The organism is Streptomyces sp. NPDC049879 (assembly GCF_044461265.1).
In the GTDB taxonomy this organism is placed as follows: domain Bacteria; phylum Actinomycetota; class Actinomycetes; order Streptomycetales; family Streptomycetaceae; genus Streptomyces.
On record NZ_JBITKT010000005.1, the window covers coordinates 201315 to 221737 of the forward strand.

The window sequence follows — 20423 nt, forward strand, 5'->3', positions numbered from 1 at the left end:
CAGAGGACGCCATGGTCGATGCCGAAGGGACCACGGGGGGGCTCACTCCTGCGCTGCGCTTCGCCGTGCTCGGACCGGTCCGCGCCCGGTACGGGGACCGGCCGCTGCCGACCGGCTCGCCTCAGCAACGGGCCCTGCTGGCCGTGCTGCTGCTCCGCAAGGGCCGGGCCGCGACGGCGCAGGACCTCGTCAACGCGCTGTGGGGCGAGGAGTCGCCGCAGCAGGCGCTGGCGGCGCTGCGCACGTACGCGTCGCGGCTGCGCAAGTCGTTCGGCGTGCGGCAGTCGGTGCTCGTCAGCGAGTACGGGGGCTACGCGCTGCGGCTGTCGCCCGAGGACGAACTCGACCTGGACGCGGCGACGAGGCTGACGGCCGCCGCCGACAAGTGCGCGGCGTCGGGCGACCTCGCGCGGGCGCACGAACTGTACGGCCAGGCCCTCGAACTGTGGGACGGCGAGGCCCTCGGGGGCGTGCCGGGACCCGAGGCCGAACTCCAGCGCGCCCGCCTCGCCGAGCAGCGCCTCGGCATCGTCGAACAGCGCCTCGACGTCGGCCTGCAGGCCGGTTTCCACGCCGAATCCGTGTCCGAACTCACCGCGCTCACCACCACGCACCCCCTGCGGGAGCGGCTGCGCGAGCTGCTGATGCTGGCGCTGTACCGCAGCGGACGGCAGGCGGAGGCGCTGGCCGTCTACGCCGACGCGCGACGGCTGCTGATCGACGAACTGGGCGTCGAGCCGCGCGCCGAACTGTCCGACCTGCAACAGCGCATCCTCAACGCCGACGCCACCCTGAACGCCGCCGCGCCCGCGACGCCGACCGTCCCCGTGCTGGTTCGGCCCGCGCAACTCCCGGCCGCCGTGCCCGACTTCACCGGGCGGGCCGCGTTCGTCGCCGAACTGGGCGCCCAACTGGCCACGGCGGGCGGGCAGGTGATGGCGGTCTCGGCCGTCGCGGGCATCGGCGGCGTGGGCAAGACGACGCTCGCCGTGCAGGTCGCCCACGCGGCGCGCGACCAGTTCCCCGACGGGCAGCTCTACGTCGACCTCCAGGGCGCGGGCGCGACACCGGCCGATCCGCAGACGGTGCTCGGCGCGTTCCTCCGCGCCCTGGGCACGCCCGACAGCTCCATACCGGACGGCATCGCCGAACGGGCCGCGCTCTACCGCTCGTTGCTCGACGGCCGCCGCATGCTCACGCTGCTCGACAACGCCCGGGACGCCGCCCAGGTCCGGCACCTGCTGCCCGGCACGCCGAGCTGCGCCACGCTGATCACCAGCCGCATGCGCATGGTGGACCTGGCGGGCGCGCACCTCGTGGACCTCGACGTCATGAGCCCCGAGGAGGCGCTGACGCTCTTCACCCGCATCGTCGGCCACGAGCGCGTGAGCGCCGAACGCGAGGCGTCCATGGACGTGGTGGCGGCGTGCGGCTTCCTGCCGCTGGCCATCCGCATCGCGGCCTCCCGGCTCGCGGCGCGCCGGACGTGGACGGTGTCCGTCCTCGCCCGCAAGCTCAGCGACGAACGGCGGCGGCTGGACGAGCTCCAGGCGGGCGACCAGGCGGTCAAGGCGACGTTCGAGCTGGGGTACGGGCAGCTGGAGCCGGCGCAGGCACGGGCGTTCCGGCTGCTCGGCCTCGCCGCCGGGCCCGACATCTCGCTGCACGCGGCGGCGCTGCTCGACCGGGACGTGGAGGAGGCCGAGGAGCTGCTCGAAGGGCTCGTGGACACCTCGCTCCTGGAGTCGGCCGCCCCCGGCCGCTACCGCTTCCACGACCTGGTCCGCCTCTTCGCCCGCGCCTGCGCCGAACGCGACGAACAACCCCCGGCCGAACGGACGGCCGCCGTCACCCGCCTGCTCGACTTCTACCTGTCCACGGCCTCGGCGGTCTACGCGCTCGAACGCCCCGGCGACGCGACGGTGGAACACATGCACAAGCCGGACCGCCCCGGCCTCCGCTTCGACGGCGTACGCCCGGCTCTTGACTGGCTCTTCGGCGAGGCGGACTGCCTGCTGGCGAGCGCACGGCAGGCCCGGGGCACCGGCGAGCATGCGCGCCAGATAGCGGATCTGCTCATGATGGCGCGGGACCTGGCCGAATCTGGCGCCTACTCCCAGCAGTTCGTGCGGGCGGCGGAGGCCGTGCTCGAAGCGACTGACCGCCTGGACCAGCCGCTTGCACAGGCTCGCATCCGTGTCGCGCTCACCCACGCGCACAGCACAGCGGGACGCAGCGAGGAGGCGGAGGAGCACGCGAAGCACGCGATGCTCCTCGGGGTGGCGGCCGGGGACCAGGTGGCCATGTCACACGGCCTGAACGAGCGGGGCATCAGTGCGTTCTACCAGGACCGGTTCCATGACTCGCGGGACTATCTGGAACAGGCCCTCGAAGCGTTCAGGCAACAGGAGAACCGTTCGGGAGAAGCCAGTGCGCTGAGCAATCTGTCCCGCGTGCAACTGGTGCTCGGCGCGCCGGACAAGGCTGTCGACCTGGCGGAACAGGCCCTGGCGCTCTACCGGGCGCTTGGGTCCAAGCTGCGGCTGGCAAATGGGCGTTACGCCCTGGGTGTCGCCTTGGCCGGTCACGGGCGGGGCGACGCGGCACGTGAGGAGTTCTCCGCCGCGCTCTCCTCCTTCCAGGAGGCACGACAGCGGCTGTGGGTCGGCATGACCTACTTCCGTCTGGCCGGTCTGCATCTGGATGCCGGGGCGATCGGGCAGGCCGCGACGCTGGCCGAACAGGCACTCGCGGAGCTGCGTGAGGTCGGCGGCGCACGCCGGGAAGCCGACGCGCTGGTACTGCTGGGCCGTGCCCTCGACAGCGCCGGGCAGTCGGGCAGGGCACGGGTCTGCTGGGAGGCGGCGCTCGCGACGTACGAAGCGCTGGGGCGCCCCGAGGTCGAGGGCGTCCGGAACCTTCTGAGCGCCGCGACCGTCTGAGGCTTCAAACCGTCGATTCCCAGGCATTCATCATTCGTTTATCGCGGGGTGCGACCGTCATGCGCACCACCGCACCACGGAGAATCGGCGGTTGACGGGCAGAGCCTCCCGAAGATCACGGGGGAGTCACCGGGCGGCTCTGTCTCCTACCGTCCGCTTGAAGAAACGGGAGTTCGCATGACCGACGTTAAGCCGCTGGACAGCCACATCACCAGCGAGCCCAAGGCTCCGAAGCCCGCGGACAGCCACATCACGGGTACCCCGGATGCGCCGAGCGTCCCGAAGCCGCTGGACAGCCACATCACCGCTGCCCCGGCCCCGAAGGCCCCGAAGCCCGCGGACAGCCACATCACCGGCGAGCCCGACGCCCCCGAGCCCGACGACAGCCACATCACCGACACACCGGACGCGCCGAAGCCCGCGGACAGCCACATCACGGGCGGCGCCGCGGACTGAAACGGTCCTCCCCCACGCGCTGAGAACCGGTCACGTCCGGCGGTCGTCCGCCGACGTGGCCGGTTCCTCATGCGAGCGATCTGGGCATGGTGTGAGCAATAGGTCGACAGAACGAAACCATTCGACGCCTGCTGTGTGAGGAGATCCAGCCATGTTCCGTTTAGAGAAGATAGTGACCGCCGGTGCCATCGCCGTGGTACTGGCAGGAGCGGGCGCCGGATCGGCGGTGGCGGACAGCCATGTCACGGGCGAGCCGCACCCCGGTGACAGCCATGTCACTGTTGGCACGGTCAAACCTGCTGACAGCCACGTCACGGACGGCCCGGCCGACTGAAGTCCCGTTGCGGCGTGGTGATGGCGGGCCTCTGAGCCCGCCATCATTGTGTGTGTGCCCCTTGACGGTGGCATGCGGCGGTCCGCACGATAATTCGCAGTGGCGATATCCCAGCACCGTCTGAAGTGCGCGGAACGTCGAGGTCCGCGTGAACAACCTGGCCACGGCGCACGCGAGTTGATCCCATGCCGCTTCTTTCCGACGCTTTGCGCACGTACTACTGTACGAACGTGAAGATCACGGCGGGCCGTTGAAGCCCGTCTGGTCGGTCTCCGCCGCGCGGGGCGGGGGCGCGTCGCACAGAACAGTGAGGAACAACGCATGAACCGTACGCAGAAGCTGGTCAGCGCGGGCGCGATCGCCGTGGCCCTGGTGGGTCTGAGCGCCGGCTCCGCCTTCGCCGACCTGCACGCCACGGGCCCGGGGCAGGGCGACACCTACTCCACCAACCCCGGCCAGGGCGACGCCTACGCGACCAACCCCGGGGCGAACGGCGAGCGGCCGCTGGACGACCACGCCGAGTGAAGCCGTAGCCGACGGGCACTCCGTCCCGTACGCCGACAGCGGGCCCTCCGGGGCCCGCTGTCGGCGTTTATCGCCTGTTTATGGCGGGCTGCCATTCTCTAGGAGTCCGGTCGCACAGGGGTGCGCGGCCGGGACCTCGGGAAGTGTCCGGCGGCTGCGGGGGAGCCGCCGAACACTCCGGTCACCGAGGCCGGGCGACGCGGAGGGGGGTCGCCCGGCCCGGACGACGACCGGCCCGGACGGCAGGAGGGGGGCCGTCCGGGCCGGTCGCGTTCCGGCGGCAGACGCCGGGAACCGCCTCGGACGCGCCGACGTCCTCCGCCGCTCCGTGCCCGACAGGGCCGCCCCGGACCGGCCGGTGCCGCTCCGGCGGGCAGGGGGACTTTGCCCGGAGACGCGCACCACCCGTAACATACGGAACCGTACGGTGGGCACGACCCCGTGGCCCGCCGTCGCGGGCCACCGCCGTGGCCCTGGGAGTGCCCGGGTGCCGGCAGACCCTTCCCCCGGTCCGGTACCCCGTCGGCCGAGGCCGCCGTACGGCGCGCCCGGCCGGGGCACCCGGAGGGCGGGTCGCAGGTGGCCCGCCCTCCCCCACCGCCCTCCGCGCGGTCAGCCGCCGACGTACGTCCGCAGGTGCCGCGCCGTCAGCGTCTCGCCCGCCGCGACCAGTTCGGCCGGGCTGCCGGTGAAGACGACCTGCCCGCCGTCGTGTCCGCCGCCGGGACCGATGTCGATGATGTGGTCCGCCCGCGCCATGACGGCCTGGTGGTGCTCGATGACGACCACGGTGTTGCCGTCGTCCACCAAGCGGTCCAGAAGCGCCAGCAGTTGATCGACATCGGCCAGGTGCAGCCCGGTCGTGGGCTCGTCCAGGACATACACGGACGACTCCTGCGCCATGTGGATGGCCAGCTTCAGCCGCTGCCGCTCGCCGCCCGACAGAGTCGTGAGGGGCTGGCCGAGGCGCACGTACCCGAGGCCGACGTCGGAGAGCCGCCGCAGGATCGCGCGCGCCTGCCCGCCGGTGAAGACCTCCGCCGCCTCCTCGACCGCCATGTCCAGGACCTCGCCGATGTTCCGGCCGTGCAGCGTGTACGCGAGGACCTCGGGCGTGAACCGCTTCCCCTCGCACTGCTCGCAGACCGACGCGACACCCGCCATCATCGCGAGGTCGGTATAGACGAGGCCGATGCCGTTGCAGCGCGGGCAGGCGCCCTCCGAGTTCGCGCTGAACAGGGCCGCGCGCACGCCGTTGGCCTTGGCGAACGCGTTCCTGATCGGGCCGAGCAGCCCGGTGTACGTCGCGGGGTTCGAGCGGCGCGAGCCCCGTATCGGCGACTGGTCGGCGACGACGACGCCGTCCTCCTTCGCCAGGTAGCCGTGCACCAGCGAGCTCTTGCCCGAACCGGCCACGCCGGTCACGGCGGTCAGGACACCGAGCGGGAAGTCCACCGTGACGTCGCGGAGGTTGTGCAGGTCGGCGCCCTTCACGGTGAGGGCGCCGGTGGGCGTGCGGACCTTCTCCTTGAGCCGGGCGCGGTGCCCGAGGTGGCGGCCGGTGAGGGTGCCGGAGGCGCGCAGGCCCGCGATGTCGCCCGCGTAGCAGAGCTGCCCGCCCGCCGCGCCCGCGCCGGGACCGAGGTCCACGACGTGGTCGGCGATGGCGATGACCTCGGGCTTGTGCTCCACGACGAGGACGGTGTTGCCCTTGTCGCGCAGGCTGAGGAGCAGGCCGTTCATCCGCTGGATGTCGTGCGGGTGCAGGCCGGTGGTGGGCTCGTCGAAGACGTAGGTGACGTCGGTCAGGCTGGAGCCGAGGTGCCGGACCATCTTCACGCGCTGCGCCTCGCCGCCGGACAGCGTGCCGGAGGGGCGGTCGAGGCTGAGGTAGCCGAGGCCGATGTCGGTGAGGGAGTCGAGCAGGCCGCGCAGCGAGGCGAGCAGGGGCGCGACGGACGGGTCGTCGATGCCGCGCACGACCTCGGCCAGGTCGCTGATCTGCAGGGCCGCGCACTCGGGGAGGGTGCGGCCGTGGACGGTGGCGGAGCGCGGCGCCTCGGCGAGGCGGCTGCCGTCGCACTCGGGACAGGTGGTGAAGACGACGGCGCGGTCCACGAAGGCGCGGATGTGGGGCTGGAGCGCGTCGCGGTCCTTCGCGAGGAAGATGCGCCTGACCTTCACGAGCAGGCCCTCGTAGGTGGTGTTGAGGGAGCCGGCGGAGACCTTGGTGGCGGGCTTGTTGAGGAAGTCGTCCCACTCCCGCTCGGTGAAGTCGCGCAGCGGGCGGTCCGGGTCGTACAGGCCGGACTGGGCCATGACCTGCCAGTACCAGTTGCCCACCGAGAAGTTGGGCACGGTGATGGCGCCGCCGTTCAGCGACAGGTCGCGGTCGACGAGCTGGTCGATGTCGATGTCGGTGACGTGCCCGGTGCCCTCGCAGCGCGGGCACATGCCCTCCGGGCTGTTGAAGCTGAAGCTCGTGGCCGGGCCGACGTACGGGGTGCTGAGGCGGCTGAAGACGATCCGCAGCATGGTGAACGCGTCGGTGACGGTGCCCACGGTGGAGCGGGAGTTGGCCGTCATGCGCTCCTGGTCCACGACGATGGCGGCGCTGAGACCGTGCAGCGCGTCCACGTCGGGGCGGGACTGGCTGGGCATGAACGACTGGATGAACGCGGTGTACGTCTCGTTGATGAGCCGCTGCGACTCGGCGGCGATCGTGCCGAAGACGAGGGAGGACTTGCCCGAGCCGGAGACGCCGGTGAAGACGGTCAGGCGCCGTTTGGGCAGGTCGAGGGATATGTCGCGCAGGTTGTTCTCGCGCGCGCCGCGCACCTCGATGAGCGAGTGGCTGTCCGCTGCGGCGGCGGTCCGGGGCGTGGTGGGATCGTCGGGCATGGCGGGGCTCCTTGGCGGTGGCGGTCCGGGGAGGAACCGAGTGTGCCAGAGATCCGGGTACACCGTACCCATTTTCTGGCCTGGCCCCTGCACCGGGTCGGACGCTCGGGGGCCGAGCGTAACGGGAGGGTCTGACAATCCCGGGTCCGCGCGGCCACCGCCGGGGAGGACCGCCGCCGCTACCGCAGTTCGACCTGCGGGTCGTGCGCCAGCTCGGGGTGGCGGCTGGCCGCCCACTGGAGGCCGTAGATGCCGGGCGGCATCACATACTCGGTGGGGTGCAGCTCGGGCGGGGTGAAGGGCTGGCTCTGGGACTGGGGCAGGGAGGGTGGCTGGGGCTGGTTGCGCTGCCATTCGAGGTAGTGGGAGTCGGGGTGGATCATCGCGCCGCGCACCTGGTCGGACATGCGGAGGAGATCCTCACCGAACGACCGGCCGGGCGGAACGGTGGCCGTCCCCATCAGCGTCCCGAAGTCGAGATCGCTTATGCCGCTTTCCAGGCCCATCCCGGGGTCCTCCAGGTACTCAGGGGCGTAGACGAGGTTCACCACCGACACGTCTGCCCTCGGGTCCACCTTGGCGTTGACGGCGCGCACGTCGAAGCCGCCGACCTCCGGGTTCGTCAGCACGAGGATGCCGTCGGCGAGCGTGGACGCCACGGGGAGTCCGCTGCCGCCCTCGAAGGGCGGGTCCTCCGTGACGATGCCGTGCTCGTTCTGGAACACCTGCCTGCCGAAGTAGGCCAGAGATATGTCCACCGATCGCCCGTAGAAGGTCTCCAGATACTTCCGTTCGGCCGGTGTCAGGTCCCGGAGGGCCTTTTCGGGCACGTCGGTGGGGTCGTCCGAGGAGGAACCCCAGACACCCATGACGATGGTGTTCAGTGTGGCGACCAGACGCGTGAGCTCGGCGACTCTCGGGGGGACCCGGCCCTGTTCCTGCCGGAATTGGTCCGCCGCCCATTCGGCCATCTCGGGGGAGAGCAGGATCTTCAGCGGCCCGCCGGTCAGGGCCACGGCGTCCGGCCCCATCTCATGGGCGAGTTCCACGAGTCTGCGACGGTAGCTCTCGATCTCCTCCTTGATCTCCTCCCCGAAGGACGACGCGCTCACGACGGCAGCTCCCAGGTGCCGGGACTTGATGAGCTCGACCAGCTCCTGCGGCAGGCTGTACGCGGCGAAGCCGAATCCGTCCATTTCGGGAACCACGGTGTAGTCGTCGCCCTGGTAGGAGAGGACGATCTCCTCGTTGCCCCTGTCTGGGCGGACGCGGTCCAGCTCGCCCCTCGCGTCCCGCAGCTCGATCCTGGCGTTGTGGCGGTGATCGTCCAGAGCTTCCGCGACCTGGTCCCGGATCAGGTGCCGCACGGCCCGCTCCGCGTCGATGGCGAGATTCATCGCCCGCTCGATGCCGCGCACGACCCCCTCCATGCCGGAGGCGTCGAGTTCTCCGGTCGTCATCCGGATGTTCCCGTCGGCGTCCACGAGCGACTCGCCGTCGATCTCACCGGCGTCCCGGGCATCACGTGAGGCCGTCGCGGCCAGCTTTCCCGCGTCATCCGCCTCCGACGACGCCCGCAGGTAGGCGGCGGCGGTGTCCGCCATGCTCTCCGGATCGATCTCCGCCGAGAATTCTTCCTGCAAAGCCCAAGGGTTGGGATCGGCCCTCTCCTCGACTTGGGACCGCACGAAAATCACGTCAGACACTGCCTGTCCACCGCCACCCGGTCGAAATCGCTGACATGACATCAACCTATGCGGCAGCAATGGAGACGATCAAATCTCCCAAGGCTGCACGGCGGCGGCGAACGTGTCGAAGAGCGCCCAGCCGTCGTGTTCCGTCGCGCCGCGCGCGGTGGGCATCAGGCCCTCCGCGAGCGCGGCGTCCAGGAAGCGGCGGGCGACACCGGGCCGGTGGAGGTTGAGCACGAGGCTTCCGCCGCCCACCGTGCCGCCGGGCGACAGGCCGTCCGCGATGATCCGGCCCGGCCCGCCGGGGAAGACGAGGCGGAGCGTCGCGGACGTCCCGTCGCGGCGCAGGGAGAGCTTCTCGCGGCAGGCCGGGGGGTGGTGGTCGTGCCGGACGCTCCACCACCAGAGGGTGTCCCCGACGACGAGACGGCGGGCGCGGCGGTGGTCTCGCATATCGCGACGATACGCGCCGCCCTGCCGTCGGCAGAAGGGACTTTCCCCGCGCCGCGCCCGCTGGCAGGCTCGGGGCCATGTCAGCTTCTTCCCAGCCCCTCCGGGGCAAGGCCGCTGTGGTGACCGGGGGTTCGCGCGGCATCGGGCGCGCGATCGTCGAACGGCTCGCGCGGGACGGCGCGGAGGTCGTGTTCAGCTACGCGCGGGCCGAGGACCGGGCCGCCGAGGTGACGGCCGCCGTGGCGGCGGCGGGCGGGACGGCGCACGCCGTGCGGGCCGACTTCACTGACCCGGCCGCCGCGGGGGCCCTGATGGAGCGGGCCTCGGAACTGCTCGGCGGCCTCGACGTGCTCGTCAACAACGCGGCCGTCGTCCTCCCCGCGCGCACGCTGGCCGAGACAGAGGAGGACGCGTTCGACCAAGCGCTCGCCGTCAACCTCAAGTCGGCGTTCCTGACGCTGCGGTACGCCGCGCGGCACATGCGGGCGGGCGGGCGGATCGTCAGCATCTCGACGCTCAACACCACGCGCCCCGCCCCCGGGATCGCCCTCTACGTCACGGGCAAGGGCGCCCTTGAGCACCTGACCGCCGTCGCCGCGCTGGAGCTGGGCGGGCGCGGCATCACGGTCAACACCGTCTCGCCGGGCGCGACGGACACCGACATGCTGCGGGCCGCGAACGCGCCGGAGGCGCTGGAGCGCGTGCCCGCGCTGACACCGCTGGGGCGGCTCGGCGAACCGGCGGACATCGCGGACGTCGTCGCGTTCCTCGCCGGACCCGACGGCCGGTGGGTCACCGGCCAGAACATCCGGGCCACCGGCGGCCTGGGCTGACGGGACGGGTTTCCGGCCGGCCGCGTACGCCGTGTGCGGCGAGGACGGGAAGGTGCTGCTCGCCCTGCCACGCGCCGCCGGGGCGCGAGCCGAACTGGACGCTCCCCGGCGGCGGGGTCGTCAGGGAGGTCTCCGGGGAGACCGGCTGCGAGGCGGTGGTGGAACGCCTGCTCGGCGTGGACCCGCGGGTCGTCCCCGCGGCCGAACGCGCCGTGCCCGGCGGACCTGCGCACCAGAACGTCGGCGTCTTCCACCAGGTCCGCGTCACCGGCGGCCGGCTGAGGCCGGAGCCGGGTGGGGAGATCGCCGAGTCCGGCGGGACCCCTCTCCCCGAGGTCGCCGGTCTGCGGTGGTCGTCGCCGGTCGGTGTCGGCATGGCCCTGGCGCGGACGCTTCCGGCGACCGGGCATGTCCCTCCCGGAGCGGTCGGCGGCCCGGTGCGGCACTGAGGCGGCTGGTGGGGCGGGGTCAGGAGCGCCAGACAGGGTGGACGTGGATGCGGGTGAAGCGCCAGCCGCCGGGTGTGCGGAGGGCGCGCAGGTCGTAGCGCTCGCCGACCGTGAAGTCGGGTTCGCCGGACGGGCCCGGCTTGTTGAACGTGACGGTCTGGGTGGCCCGGACGGTGGCCTCGTCGCCGTCGAGCGTGACCGCGACCCCGGCGGTGGCGTGATGGGTGGTCACATCGGCGGCGTGGCTGCCGCGGGCGTGGGCCGCGAGGGCGGCCGCCCCCTCGACCGCGCCGCCGGGGAACTCCCCGACGACACCGGGGGTGAAGAGGGACGCGGTGTCGTCGAACGCCTTGTCGTCCAGCCAGTGGCCGAGCCGGGCGGTCAGCTCGGCCAGCTCCAGGCGGTCGGCGAGGTCGGCGAGGTCGGCGAGGCGGTCCTGGGCAGGGGTGTGACGGCTGGGGGACACGGGGACCGCCCTTCGCAGAAATGATTGGTGCGGCCAACAGTACGCCTGCTTGTTGGTCGTGCCAACCGTTTCCGCCCGGCGGGCGCGTGGTCAGTCGAGGTAGACGGTGGCCGTGAGCGGGAGATGGTCGGAGGCGTCGGTGCGGGTCAGCCGCACGTCGCCGAACGCCACGTCCTGGCCGCCGAGGATCCAGTCCACCCGGCGGGGCGGCCCCACGGCGGTGTCGCGGTCGGCGAGGCCGTCCGCGCCGTCCTGGGCGCTGTGCAGCCCGGCCGCCAGGAGGGCGGCGATCTCGGGTGAGTCCGGCTCGGAGTTGAGGTCACCGGCGAGCACGGCGTGCGGGTCGCCGTCGAGGGCGCGCAGCAGCGGCTCGTGCTGGGCCGTGTCGGGACCGGTGTGCGCGGTGACGACGCGGGCCGTCTCCCCGTCCGTGAGGCGCAGGTCCACGACGGCGTGGGACCGCTCCCCGGGCAGGACGCCCGTGTCGGCGGCGGTGACGGGGAGGCCGGTGAGCAGGAGGTTCCCGCTCGCGCGGTCCCCGGCCGGGGACCAGACGGCCGTGACGTCGAGGCGGCGCTCCAGCCACGTCCGCAGGTCGAGGCCGCCGGCGGCCGCCCGGCCGCGCGGCACCTCCTGGAGGACGACCACGTGCGCCCCGGAGTCGCGGATCACGTCGAGGACCGCCTCGGGGTCGAGCCGCCCGTCGCGGTCCACGGCGTAGTGGATGTTCCAGGTCATGAGGCGGTACATGCCGCCCGCCGTGTCGGTCGGCAGCGGCTCGGGGACGGCGCGCAGCGCACCGGCGAGCGGAGGGAGGGCCAGCAGCAGCGCGGCGAGGACGACGGAACGGAACGCGCCGGGCAGCGCGGCGGGCGCCACGCGCGCGGGGCCCGTCCCCGCGATCGCCGCGCAGCCGATGCCCGCCACGACCAGGAGAGCGACCAGGGCCGCCCATGAGCTGAAGGCGACCCGCGAGGCGGACGGCAGGGCGACCAGCGCGTACCCGAGTCCGGCGCCCGCCCCGGCCAGCGCGGGCCCGATGAGGGATGTCGCCAGGGGCGCGGGCAGCGGCAGGGCCAGCGTGCGGCGCAGCAGCAGGGGAAGCGCCGCGACGGCCAGCAGGACGGCGGGCGCGGCGGGCCAGGACGGGACCAGCAGCAGGACGGCGACGGCGGCCGTCGCCACAGCGGGCGAGACCCAGCGCTCCACCGCGGGCAGCGGACGCGTCAGGGCGAGTACGGCGAGGGCAGTGCCCGCGGTGATCCACAGTCCGGCCACGTCCCAGGGCAGTCCGGCACGGGCGGCGAGCACCGCGGGCGAGCCGAGCAGGACGCCGTACAGGGCCAGCGCCGGGCCCAGCAGCGCCAGACCCGCGTCGCCGACCGGCTCGTCCGGCGCCGGAACGGGGTGCCGCCGCAGGTACTCGGCGGCCGCGCCGAGGGCCGCCGCGCTCAGCAGCGCGACCGCCCAGCCGGCCACCCCGCCGCGCCAGACGGGATCGAGCCCGGACAGCGGCAGCCGCAGGGCGACATCGGCGCCGACGCCCAGCGCGACGGCGCGCGCGACCGGTCCCGGCGCGGAGCGGCGCGCGACCAGCAGCACCGCCCCGAGCGCGAGCCCGGCCACCACGGCCGCGACCAACGGCACCTGCGCCCCCGGCACTTGCACGACCAGCCGGGCCACGGCCGCCGCGGCGAGCCCGGCGGACAGCGCCGCGCGCGACCCGAGCCACCAGACGAGCGGCCCGCCCAGCGCGACCACGGCGCCGACGGCCAGCGCACCGGTCACCGACGCGCCCGACACGGTCCCGGCGACCCGCAGCGCCTCCAGGGCGACGAGGGTCGTCACGGCCGTGAGCGGGGATATCAGGCGCCCCGGCGCCATGAGGATCATGACGGCTGAGAGTAGTGCCCGCCGGTGGCGCTCCCGCCGCTCGGGGTGCGGACCCGGCCGGACGCACGTAGCGTCGTTCGGAGGACGAGAGAGGTCGAGGAGGCTCGCCATGTGGCGAAACACACTCGGGACCGTGCTCGCCGTCCTCGCCGCGGCAGCGGCCATCATCAGTGTCTTCTTCCACTGGTACGGCTCACGCGACGGGCGGCTGTACAAGCTGACGCAACTGTTCACGAGCGAGGGGATCACCCGCTCCAACGCGAACCTGCTCACCGGGCTCTTCCTGGTGATGCTCGTCGCCGCCGCGGTCACACTGCTGGGGCTGCTGCTGATGTCCCGGTGGCTGGTGGCGCTCGCAGGCCTGATCGTGCTGGGCTTCACCATCCTGTGGATGGTGCGCCAGTACCAGGTGAGCGACAACCTGACCGTCGGGGACGGCAACCTGAAGTTCCCGGCGGTGCTCGCGCTGATCAGCGGCGCCGCGCTGTGGCTCGCCTCGGCGCTGATGCCGGGCCGGAGGGCCGCGCGGCTGGCCGCCGCGGGACACGGACACCACCACGGCCGCCACCGCCAGGAGCGGAAGGAGCGCCAGGGCCGCACGGAGCGCGAGGAGGGTGAGGGCAACGCGCCCGAGCCCCGGCAGCGCGGCGTCCAGGCCGAGGACACGGTGCGGCCCGGCCCGTGGCAGCACCCGCCGGACGAGTCCGACGCGGGCCCCGAACGCGGCACGGGCGGCTACCACGAGGGGTACGAGGAGCGCTACGGCCCCGAGCGCACGGGCGAGCAGCATGACCGGGACGCCCAGGAGGGCCGGGGCATCCACGACGAACGGGAGCACCGTGGCGACCGTGGAGACCGGGGCGACGACTCCGGCGACGGCCACCGGGGCCGCGACGCCGCCTGACCCCACGTCCTTCGCGCACTCCCCCGGGTGGTGCGCCGGCCGACCCGGCCGGCGCACCACCCGCGCCCGTCGGTGAGCAGGCGGCCAACAACACACCACCGCCGCCTGAAGGCGGCCATGCGTCCGCCCGTGCGGGCGGCGCGACGCCCCGGTACGTCCGGCGCTCCCCGGCCGTGCCACCTGCCGGAGCAGCGCTGTTCCACCGCCGGGACTCCGGGCCGTTCCCGGGCCGCCACCGTCCTCCGGCAGGCCGTGGCCGTCCCCGTCTGGTACCGGCGGGCACGCGGCGGCGGAGGTGCCCGGAGTCGTCGCCAGGGCGCCGCGAGGGAATGTGTGACGCGGCGATCCGCGTATCACCGCCCCGGCCCGGCGTACCCGCCGGTGCGGTCCCGCCCGCGGCGACCACCATGACGCCCGCATACCGCCTCCCCCTCCTCGGTCCCCGTGGCGGGAGGTTCACGCCCGCCACCCACTCCGTGACCCTAAGTGACGGAGTGGGTGCGGGGAAGGGCACAGAGCGTTATCCACCCGTTCGGGTGATGAGGGCCGCTCAGGACTGGCGGGTGCCCCGCGCCGCGTCCAGCGCGTACACACAGTGGTCCTTGCTGCACGCGAAGACCATGCCGTCCGCCGCCGCGGGCGTCCCGGTGATCTCGCCGCCGGTCTCCAGCTTCCAGCTGAGCCGGCCGCTCACCGCGTCCAGCGTGTAGAGGCAGTGGTCGGCCGACCCGAAGTGCAGCCGCCCGTCCCTGACCACCGGCGAGCCGACGATCGCCTCCCCCGCCGCGAACCGCCAGCGCGGCGTGCCGCTGACCGCGTCCAGCGTGTACATCGCCGCGCCGCTGCCCAGGTGCACCAGGCCGTCCGCCACCACGACCGGCTCGGCCGTCTGCCGCGTCTCCGTGGCGATGCGCCACCGGTCGTCGCCCGTCGCGACGTCGAGCGCGTAGACCGTCCCCAGGTAGTCCGCGAAGTAGACACCCGCAGCCCGGCTGCGCGCGGACTCGTACGTCGGCGGGCTGAGGATGGCCGCCGGTGCGTCGAAGCGCCACCGCTCCGCGCCCGTCGCCGCGTCGAGCCCGAGGACACGCGATCCGGCGCTCACGTACACCGCGCCGTCGTCCGTCGGCGCGATCCGCACCGGCACACCGCCGGTCACCGACACGTCCCCGACCGGATGGCGCCACAGCTCGGCGCCCGTGCGCGCCTCCAGCGCGTACAGCAGGCCCTCGCCCCACACGTAGACCGTCCCGCCGTGCACGACCGGCGCCGTGTCCGGCGACTCGAAGTCGGTCTGCACGCCGGACAGCTCCCACAGCCGCTCGCCGTTCGCCGACTCCCACGCCTGCACGCCGCCGCCGCGCGTGGCCGTGACGAGCGTCCCCCGGTCGGCGCGCAGCCCGTAGATCCAGCCCTCCGCCGGGATGCGCCAGCGGTCCGAGCCGTCCGTGGCGTCCAGCGCGTACAGCGCCGCGCCGTCCGAGGCGAGGACCCGGCCGCCGGTCACCGCCAGCGCCCAGGCGGGCTCCCGCGTCTTGAACTGCCTGCGCCCGCTGGCCACGTCCAGGGCGTGCACCTCGTGCGACGTGACGTACAGCAGGCCGCCGCGCACGGTCGGGGAGCCCCACAGCTCGTGGTTCATGCGGAAACGCCACGGCCGCCAGCGCGGCGGGGCGACCTGCCGGCCCGGCGCGGCCTGCCCGGAGTGCGCGCCGCCGGAGTGCGGCACGGCCGCCACCGGCGCGCCGGACGGCGGTCTCGCCCAGTCCGGCGAGTGCGGCACCAGGTGGTCGCCCGGCCCGGACGGCTCCCCCCGCTGCGGCCCGGGGCCGATCGGCACGCGCGCGCCGGGCAGCCGCACCGGGTCGCCGGTGGGCGGCGGGAGGACGTCGGCCGCGGGCTGCGCCACCCGGCCCGGCGTGGCCCGGCTCGCGGCACCCCCCGTGTACGGCGGCGACGAGGGCGGCGGCAGCGGCGGCGCGTCCGGGGCGAGCACGGCGGGCGAGGGCGCGGGCGGCCCCTGCTTCGCCGTGCGCGCCTCGGGCTGCTCCCGCGTCCGCCCCGACTGCTCGGGCAGGAGGCGCGGGACACCGCCACGGCGCCGCTCGATCATCTCCACCGCGCCGCTCGGCAGCCACGCCGACGCCGTGCCGCTGTCGTCGCTCGCGGCGAACAGGTGCGGGGCCAGCTCCGCCTGCAGCTCCGCCGGGGTCGGCCGGTCCTCCGCCTTGTGCTCCATCAGCGACTCGATGAGGGGCCGCAGCTCGTCGGGCAGCCCGGTCAGGTCGGGCCGTTCCCGCAGCAGCATGAAAACGGTCTCCACCGGGTTCGCGCCCCGGTAGGGCGGGTGGCCCGTGGCGGCGAAGACCATGGTGGACGCGAGGGAGAAGACGTCGCTGGCGCCGCTGACGCTGCGGGAGTCGCGCGCCTGCTCGGGCGACATGTACGCGGGGGTGCCGACCGCGACGTTCGTCATGGTCAGCCGGGTGTTGGAGACGCCGGACGCGATGCCGAAGTCGATGACGCGCGGCCCGTCCTCGACGACCAGCACGTTCGACGGCTTGAGGTCGCGGTGGACGAGCCCGGCGCCGTGGATCGACTGGAGCGCCTCGGCGATCCCGGCGGCCAGCCAGCGCACGGCCTGCGCGGGCAGCGGCCCGCACTCGGCGACGATCTCCTCCAGCGACGGCGCGGGGACGTACGCGGTGGCGAGCCACGGCACGGCCGCGCCCGGGTCGGCGTCCACGACGGCGGCCGTGTAGAAGCCGCTGACCGCGCGCGCGGCCTCCACCTCACGCGTGAAGCGCACTCGGAACAGCTGGTCCTCGGCCAGCTCGCTGCGCACCGTCTTGATGGCGACCCGGCGCCCCGAAGCGGACCTGGCCAGAAAGACGAGCCCCATCCCCCCGGCGCCCAGCCGGCCGAGCACCTCGAACGGCCCGATCCGTCGCGGATCGTGCTGCGTCAGCTGCTCCACTGCTCCTGCACCTCCCCGTTAGGGCGCTGCTTCCCCGCCCTGTGCAGCATCTCATCCGCCACCGGAAAGCTGCGGGCTCCGGGACGATTCTTCCTGCCGGGACCGACCGTGGCGAACCCGGGGTCCGGCTTGGGCGGAGTGTCGGCAGATGTCCGGCCCGGTCGGTAAGGATTCCCCATTCGGATGCGATCAAATCGCGCCGAGATCACGCGTAGATAAGCTGACTGGCATGACAGGACAGGTAACGACCGTTGACGGCCGGGTCGCCGGCCGCCGGGGTCAGGCCACACGGCAGAAACTGCTCGACTGCCTCGGCAGGATGCTGGGCGCCTCGCCCTACCGCGACGTGAAAGTCATCGACGTAGCACGCAAAGCGGGCACGTCACCGGCCACTTTCTACCAGTATTTCCCGGATGTGGAGGCCGCCGTCCTGGAGCTGGCCGAGACGACCGCGCGGGAGAGCGCGGCGCTCTCCGAGCTGGTCACCGGGCGCTCCTGGGCCGGTCGCGCGGGCCGCCAGACGGCCGAGGAGCTGGTCGACGGCTTCCTCGCCTTCTGGCGCAAACACGACGCCATCCTCCGGGTGATCGACCTCGGCGCGGCCGAGGGCGACCGGCGCTTCGTCCGCATCAGGACGCGCGTGCAGGGCGCCATCGTGAAGCCGCTCGCCGACACCATCGACGAGCTGCGCAGCCGCAGCCGCGGCGGCGAGGCGGACGCCTCGCCCGCCGCGCTCGCGGGCTCCCTCGTGACGATGCTCGCCGCCGTCTCGGCACAGCCGAAGAGCCTCCAGGCGCTCGGCGCCAAGCAGGCCGACCTGAAGCCGGCGCTGACGTCGCTCGTCCACCTCGGGGTCACCGGCCGCAGGCCCGCCGCCAAGTAGCGCGCCGGGCACCGCCGCCCGGTCCCTGTCCCCGGGACGGCGCCCCGCCGTCGCCGCGCAACCCCAACCGCCGCTCCGCGCCCGCCACTTCTCCGGCGGGCACGGGGCGGCGCTCCGTATCCCCTGCGTATGCTCGGCACATGCCGACGCCGACCGCACCTGTCCATGTCATCGGAGCGGGGCCGGGCGGTCTCGCCACCGCCGCCGCCCTGGCCGGACGGGGCATCCGCACCGTCCTGGTGGAGAAGTCCGGCGACGTCGGCGCCTCCTGGCGCGGGCACTACGACCGCCTCCGCCTGCACACCACACGCCGCGGCTCCGCCCTGCCCGGCCTGCCCATCCCGCGCTCCGCCGGACGCTGGGTGCGGCGCGACGACTTCGTGCGCTACCTGGAGGTCTACGCGCGCCACCACCGCCTCGACCTGGCCACGGGCGTCGAGGTCTTCCGCGTCGTCAGGGAGCCGGAACGGGAGCCGGACGGCGGCTGGCTGCTGGAGGCGACCGCCGGGCGCAGGCTGCGGGCGAGCGCCGTCGTCGTCGCCACAGGGCACAACCACACGCCCTGGCTGCCGGACTGGCCGGGCCGCGACGCGTTCACCGGCGAACTGCTGCACGCCTCGCGCTACCGCGAACCGAGCCCGTACGCCGGGCGGGACGTGCTCGTCGTCGGCGTCGGCAACACCGGCGCCGAGATAGCCGCCGACCTCGCCGAAGGCGGGGCCGGACGCGTGCGCCTCGCGGTGCGCACCCCGCCGCACATCCTGCGGCGCTCCACCCTCGGCTGGCCCGCACAGGCCAGCGGCATCCTGTGCCGCCGCCTCCCCGTCCGGCTCGTGGACCGGCTGGCGCGGCCCGTCGAGCGCGGCCTCCCCGACCTGACGCGGTACGGGCTGCCGCGCCCCGCGACCGGCCTCTACTCCCGGGTGCGCGAGGGCGCCATCCCGGTGCAGGACGCGGGGCTGGTCCGCGCGGTGAAGCGCGGCAAGGTCGAACCGGTGGGCGCGGTCGAGTCGTTCGACGGCGCCGAGGTGCGGCTCGCGGACGGGACGGCCATCACCCCCGAGGTGGTCGTCGCCGCCACCGGCTACCGGCGCGGCCTCGAACCGCTGGTCGGCCACCTGGGGCTGCTCGACGGGCGGGGACGCCCGCTGGTGCACGGCCGCCAGACCCATCCGACCGCGCCGGGGCTCTACTTCACCGGCTACACGAACCCCATCAGCGGCATGCTGCGCGAACTGGCCAGGGACGCCCCGAAGATCGCCGCGGCCGTCGCCGCGGCCGCGAAGGCGCGCGGCTGACGTGCCGTCGAGGGAGAACGGGCCCCTCCCGTCGAGTGGAAGGGACCCGCGGGGGCGATCCGCACTCGCCGAGGCGCCCCCGGTCGCCCGGCGGTCCTCGGCGTCCCCTCGCGACGCATCACCCCGCTCCGCCCGATCCGGCCTCCACGGACCTGGACGGAACACTTCCCAGAGTCATCAAGCCACCACGACTCGTCAATACCTGGCCGGATTCCGCCGCGTGCGGGCAGTCGAGTTCGCACCACACGCGTTTGCCGCCGCCCTCGGGCTGCCAGCCCCAGCGGTCCGCCAGGACCTCGACCAGTTCGAGGCCCCGCCCGCCGGTGTCCTCGCCCTGCGCCCGGCGCGGACGGGGCGCGCGTGCGCTGTCGTCCACCACTTCGAGCCGTACGGACTCCGGTTCGCGCACCGCGAGCCGCAGCACCGCCGGACGCCCGGTGTGGACCACCGCGTTGGTCACCAGCTCGGACACCAGCAGCACCAGCGTGTCCGTCCGCGCGTCGTCGGGGCAGGCCGGGCAGGGCTGCCCGCGGCCCAGCTGCGCGCGCACCCACCGGCGGGCGCGGCCCACCTCCGAGGGCTCGGGGGCGACCTCCAACTGCTCTTCCAGCTCCTGCACCGTTCACACCATCCGAACCGGCGGACATCTCGCCACTCACCGAGGCGCAACCTCGGCTCCGCCCAGCATGATTGACGGCAGACTCGGACAACAAGCGCTTCCGGCATATTCCGGCGCAAAGGAGTAAGGACCCGCGCCTGTGTGCGAACGGCGCGGCGCGGCGGGCGGGTCAGGCCGTCAGGCGCTGCCCGGCCGCGGCCGACGCGAGGTCGGGATAGCAGTCGAAGAGGCGGCGCACGCCGAGCGCGGCCAGCACGCGGTTCACATGGCTGCCGTCCTCCGCGCCCCTGGCGGGCAGGATCAGCCGGAGCTCACCGCCGCACGAACGCATCAGCCGCCGGGCCGCGACCAGCACGCCGACGCCGCTCGAATCGCAGAACAGCACGTCGGACAGGTCGAGTACCAGCAGTCTGCGGCCCTCCGCCACCGCCTCGTGCACGTGCTGGCGCACGAGCGGCGAGGTCGCGAGGTCCAGTTCGCCCGCGACGCGCAGCACGGTCCACTCCCCCCGCTGCTCCCCCTGCACGGTCAACGTCACGAGAGTCGGGCCCTTCTGTGTTATGCCACGGTCACGGACCGGGGGCCCGTGCCGGGCCCACTCTATGTGCGGCCTGCCCACTTCTCGTGCGGCCACGCGTACGCCGCCGTACCGTCCGCGCAACGATCCGGCCATCCGGCCACCACGTCCGGGCACGGGATGACGGAAAGCGCCACGTTCCGTTCGTCCTCTCCTCACTTCTCCCCCGTCCCGCCCCGCTCACCCGGTCCCGCTGTCCGGATCCTCGCGTGGGGGCGCGCA

16 protein-coding genes and 1 pseudogene are annotated in these 20423 nt (G+C 73.8%); 9 read left to right on the forward strand and 8 right to left on the reverse strand.

Annotated features, from left to right (window positions below):
• The first annotated feature begins 11 nt into the window (after positions 1 to 11).
• The 4 genes from ACIBPC_RS18855 to ACIBPC_RS18870 all read left to right on the forward strand — a co-directional run bounded on the left by ACIBPC_RS18855 (position 12) and on the right by ACIBPC_RS18870 (position 4257).
• Positions 12 to 2942, forward strand: coding sequence for a BTAD domain-containing putative transcriptional regulator (locus ACIBPC_RS18855; RefSeq protein WP_398846021.1), 2931 nt, complete (start codon positions 12 to 14; stop codon positions 2940 to 2942).
• A gap of 177 nt (positions 2943 to 3119) precedes the next feature.
• The gene (locus ACIBPC_RS18860) at positions 3120 to 3398 is read left to right on the forward strand and encodes a hypothetical protein (protein ID WP_398846022.1); all 279 of its coding nucleotides are present in this window, start codon (positions 3120 to 3122) and stop codon (positions 3396 to 3398) included.
• Positions 3399 to 3549: 151 nt separating this feature from the next.
• On the forward strand, positions 3550 to 3732 hold the full coding sequence (locus ACIBPC_RS18865; RefSeq protein ID WP_398846025.1) for a hypothetical protein: 183 nt from the start codon (positions 3550 to 3552) through the stop codon (positions 3730 to 3732).
• Between the two features lie 321 nt (positions 3733 to 4053).
• Positions 4054 to 4257 (forward strand): hypothetical protein, encoded by a 204-nt coding sequence (locus ACIBPC_RS18870; RefSeq protein ID WP_362958611.1) that lies wholly within the window; start codon positions 4054 to 4056, stop codon positions 4255 to 4257.
• Between the two features lie 612 nt (positions 4258 to 4869).
• Here the strand turns inward: ACIBPC_RS18870 and ACIBPC_RS18875 are convergent.
• From ACIBPC_RS18875 to ACIBPC_RS18885, 3 genes are all read right to left on the reverse strand, one after another.
• Positions 4870 to 7158: an ATP-binding cassette domain-containing protein gene (locus ACIBPC_RS18875; protein WP_398846029.1), complete on the reverse strand. Its 2289-nt coding sequence runs from the start codon at positions 7156 to 7158 to the stop codon at positions 4870 to 4872.
• A gap of 179 nt (positions 7159 to 7337) precedes the next feature.
• Positions 7338 to 8801, reverse strand: a complete 1464-nt coding sequence (locus ACIBPC_RS18880; protein WP_398846032.1) for a hypothetical protein — start codon at positions 8799 to 8801, stop codon at positions 7338 to 7340.
• 132 nt (positions 8802 to 8933) lie between these two features.
• The gene (locus ACIBPC_RS18885; protein ID WP_398846034.1) at positions 8934 to 9302 is read right to left on the reverse strand and encodes a hypothetical protein; all 369 of its coding nucleotides are present in this window, start codon (positions 9300 to 9302) and stop codon (positions 8934 to 8936) included.
• Between the two features lie 77 nt (positions 9303 to 9379).
• Between ACIBPC_RS18885 and ACIBPC_RS18890 the strand changes: the two genes are divergently transcribed.
• Both ACIBPC_RS18890 and ACIBPC_RS18895 read left to right on the forward strand, forming a co-directional pair.
• The gene (locus ACIBPC_RS18890; RefSeq protein WP_362958622.1) at positions 9380 to 10135 is read left to right on the forward strand and encodes a glucose 1-dehydrogenase; all 756 of its coding nucleotides are present in this window, start codon (positions 9380 to 9382) and stop codon (positions 10133 to 10135) included.
• Between the two features lie 31 nt (positions 10136 to 10166).
• A pseudogene (locus ACIBPC_RS18895) lies at positions 10167 to 10584 on the forward strand (NUDIX hydrolase).
• A gap of 19 nt (positions 10585 to 10603) precedes the next feature.
• On the opposite strand, the gene ACIBPC_RS18900 reads toward ACIBPC_RS18895, so the two are convergent.
• A complete protein-coding gene (locus tag ACIBPC_RS18900; RefSeq protein ID WP_362958625.1) occupies positions 10604 to 11050 on the reverse strand; it encodes a nuclear transport factor 2 family protein in 447 nt (148 codons plus the stop codon).
• A gap of 90 nt (positions 11051 to 11140) precedes the next feature.
• Positions 11141 to 12943, reverse strand: a complete 1803-nt coding sequence (locus tag ACIBPC_RS18905; protein ID WP_398846038.1) for an endonuclease/exonuclease/phosphatase family protein — start codon at positions 12941 to 12943, stop codon at positions 11141 to 11143.
• A 109-nt stretch (positions 12944 to 13052) separates the two neighbouring features.
• Between ACIBPC_RS18905 and ACIBPC_RS18910 the strand changes: the two genes are divergently transcribed.
• Positions 13053 to 13847, forward strand: coding sequence for a hypothetical protein (locus ACIBPC_RS18910; protein ID WP_398846039.1), 795 nt, complete (start codon positions 13053 to 13055; stop codon positions 13845 to 13847).
• Positions 13848 to 14397: 550 nt separating this feature from the next.
• Here ACIBPC_RS18910 and ACIBPC_RS18915 read toward each other — a convergent pair.
• Positions 14398 to 16824, reverse strand: a complete 2427-nt coding sequence (locus ACIBPC_RS18915) for a PQQ-binding-like beta-propeller repeat protein (protein WP_398846040.1) — start codon at positions 16822 to 16824, stop codon at positions 14398 to 14400.
• A gap of 229 nt (positions 16825 to 17053) precedes the next feature.
• On the opposite strand from ACIBPC_RS18915, the gene ACIBPC_RS18920 reads away from it, so the two are divergent.
• On the forward strand, positions 17054 to 17707 hold the full coding sequence (locus ACIBPC_RS18920) for a TetR family transcriptional regulator (protein WP_398846043.1): 654 nt from the start codon (positions 17054 to 17056) through the stop codon (positions 17705 to 17707).
• Between the two features lie 140 nt (positions 17708 to 17847).
• Entirely contained in the window at positions 17848 to 19005 is a 1158-nt protein-coding gene (locus ACIBPC_RS18925; protein WP_398846045.1) for a flavin-containing monooxygenase, read from the forward strand.
• Between the two features lie 118 nt (positions 19006 to 19123).
• Here the strand turns inward: ACIBPC_RS18925 and ACIBPC_RS18930 are convergent, their stop codons facing one another.
• Both ACIBPC_RS18930 and ACIBPC_RS18935 read right to left on the reverse strand, forming a co-directional pair.
• Positions 19124 to 19624: an ATP-binding protein gene (locus tag ACIBPC_RS18930; RefSeq protein ID WP_398846048.1), complete on the reverse strand. Its 501-nt coding sequence runs from the start codon at positions 19622 to 19624 to the stop codon at positions 19124 to 19126.
• Between the two features lie 169 nt (positions 19625 to 19793).
• Complete coding sequence (locus tag ACIBPC_RS18935) at positions 19794 to 20162, reverse strand: STAS domain-containing protein (RefSeq protein ID WP_362963861.1); 369 nt, start codon at positions 20160 to 20162, stop codon at positions 19794 to 19796.
• Positions 20163 to 20423: the final 261 nt, after the last annotated feature.

Bases quoted from the DNA above. Each gene is read 5' to 3' on its own strand.
- ACIBPC_RS18855 (WP_398846021.1), top strand. From the start codon at position 12: ATGGTCGATGCCGAAGGGACCACGGGGGGGCTCACTCCTGCGCTGCGC.
- ACIBPC_RS18860 (WP_398846022.1), top strand. From the start codon at position 3,120: ATGACCGACGTTAAGCCGCTGGACAGCCACATCACCAGCGAGCCCAAG.
- ACIBPC_RS18865 (WP_398846025.1), top strand. From the start codon at position 3,550: ATGTTCCGTTTAGAGAAGATAGTGACCGCCGGTGCCATCGCCGTGGTA.
- ACIBPC_RS18870 (WP_362958611.1), top strand. From the start codon at position 4,054: ATGAACCGTACGCAGAAGCTGGTCAGCGCGGGCGCGATCGCCGTGGCC.
- ACIBPC_RS18875 (WP_398846029.1), bottom strand. From the start codon at position 7,158: ATGCCCGACGATCCCACCACGCCCCGGACCGCCGCCGCAGCGGACAGC.
- ACIBPC_RS18885 (WP_398846034.1), bottom strand. From the start codon at position 9,302: ATGCGAGACCACCGCCGCGCCCGCCGTCTCGTCGTCGGGGACACCCTC.
- ACIBPC_RS18890 (WP_362958622.1), top strand. From the start codon at position 9,380: ATGTCAGCTTCTTCCCAGCCCCTCCGGGGCAAGGCCGCTGTGGTGACC.
- ACIBPC_RS18905 (WP_398846038.1), bottom strand. From the start codon at position 12,943: ATGATCCTCATGGCGCCGGGGCGCCTGATATCCCCGCTCACGGCCGTG.
- ACIBPC_RS18910 (WP_398846039.1), top strand. From the start codon at position 13,053: ATGTGGCGAAACACACTCGGGACCGTGCTCGCCGTCCTCGCCGCGGCA.
- ACIBPC_RS18920 (WP_398846043.1), top strand. From the start codon at position 17,054: ATGACAGGACAGGTAACGACCGTTGACGGCCGGGTCGCCGGCCGCCGG.
- ACIBPC_RS18925 (WP_398846045.1), top strand. From the start codon at position 17,848: ATGCCGACGCCGACCGCACCTGTCCATGTCATCGGAGCGGGGCCGGGC.